This is a genomic window from Vibrio sp. Vb0937 (genome assembly GCF_033338855.1).
Genome location: NZ_JAWOTK010000322.1, coordinates 1 through 1185, shown reverse-complemented (window position 1 = coordinate 1185; position 1185 = coordinate 1). Strand labels below are relative to the sequence as shown.

Sequence of the window (1185 nt, the reverse complement as noted above, 5' to 3'; positions counted from 1 at the left end):
CCTTTACGCCTGCCGCCAAAAGCTCCTCAAACATGATCGTCACTTTCTGACCATTAGGAGTCCCCATTGAGTAAAGCTGGAATGGGTGCTCTCCAACTGGCAACTCTTGCTCGTGACGTGCGCCAGAATCGGGACGATTAATGCTCGCCCATTGACCGCCATTTTCACTGTCGTTAGTCCAAACTCTTGGTGGTGTGTATTCGTTAGCCATTGTTATTCCTTATCGTGTTTGAATGCACCTGTAGGCTGGTTCAAATCGCTACCAGCAGCAATGCTTAAAAATCCCCACCTTAAATTGGCTGGGCATAATCAAGATATTAGGTCGGAATCTTCAAATAAAAGCCCTTCCATCTCGATTAATTAGAACCTTTGGTTATGGAAATTTCTTTCACGATATGAGGAAAAACGTCGCGGTAATGTGAACTAGGTTCGAGATGCCAACAATGAGGAACAGATAAGGTTTAGAGGCCCATCCAACATATCAGTCTTAATCAAGCTTGCATCGTGGCAACAGCTAATCGACAGCGCAAAACCGTGTAGGTAATCTGCCAATAGATCCAAACTGTCTTGCTCTACTTGCTGGGATAAACCCAAAGGTTGAACAATCAATTGATAGCGCTCAGTAAACACTTGAGCAGGTCCGTGGGATGTCATGCTCAACATAGTTTGCAACAGCCCGTTATACTCACGCAGCAGCTCAATATAACTAACGCACAGGTGTTTGAGTTCGCTTTGCCAATCTTCATTCGCTTGCGGTTGATAAATGTCTTCCACCAGTGATGTCGTTAACGCTTCAAGCAAAGCATTTTTGTTTTTGAAGTAGTAATAGATCGCCATAGGATCCACATCCAATTGGGTCGCTAGCAGACGAACACTTGGTATCTTTCCGTCTTTTTTCATCAATAATTTAGCCGACTCCAGGATGCTTTCTGCACTCAGTTGTGACTGCTTTGCGGTCGGTCTTCCGCGTTTCTTTTCGTTGACAGACATTTGATCTTCTCGATAAACTCAGAATTATTCTACATTGTAGAATTAATTTTAAACCAACCTTTAACTTGGCTCAAGCATCACCATTTTGATGAGGTACTCATGGCAAACATCGTATTTATTGCAACCAGTCTGGACGGTTACATCGCAGATAAACAAGGCAAACTCGACTGGCTACAATCCGTACCAAATCCAGAC

1 protein-coding gene and 2 pseudogenes are annotated in these 1185 nt (G+C 43.6%); 1 reads left to right on the top strand and 2 read right to left on the bottom strand.

Going from position 1 to position 1185, the window contains the following annotated elements; all coding sequences use genetic code 11:
* Window positions 1-211: pseudogene (locus tag R7P67_RS25420) on the bottom strand (glutathione-dependent disulfide-bond oxidoreductase); the annotation flags it as partial.
* 212 nt (window positions 212-423) lie between these two features.
* Window positions 424-990, bottom strand: coding sequence for a TetR/AcrR family transcriptional regulator (locus R7P67_RS25415; protein WP_193282068.1), 567 nt, complete (start codon window positions 988-990; stop codon window positions 424-426).
* Window positions 991-1035: 45 nt separating this feature from the next.
* Here R7P67_RS25415 and R7P67_RS25410 point away from each other — a divergent pair.
* A pseudogene (locus tag R7P67_RS25410) lies at window positions 1036-1185 on the top strand (dihydrofolate reductase); the annotation flags it as partial.

What these genes read in the sequence shown, in the direction of transcription:
- R7P67_RS25415 (WP_193282068.1), bottom strand. Translation starts at nt 990, where the DNA reads ATGTCTGTCAACGAAAAGAAACGCGGAAGACCGACCGCAAAGCAGTCA.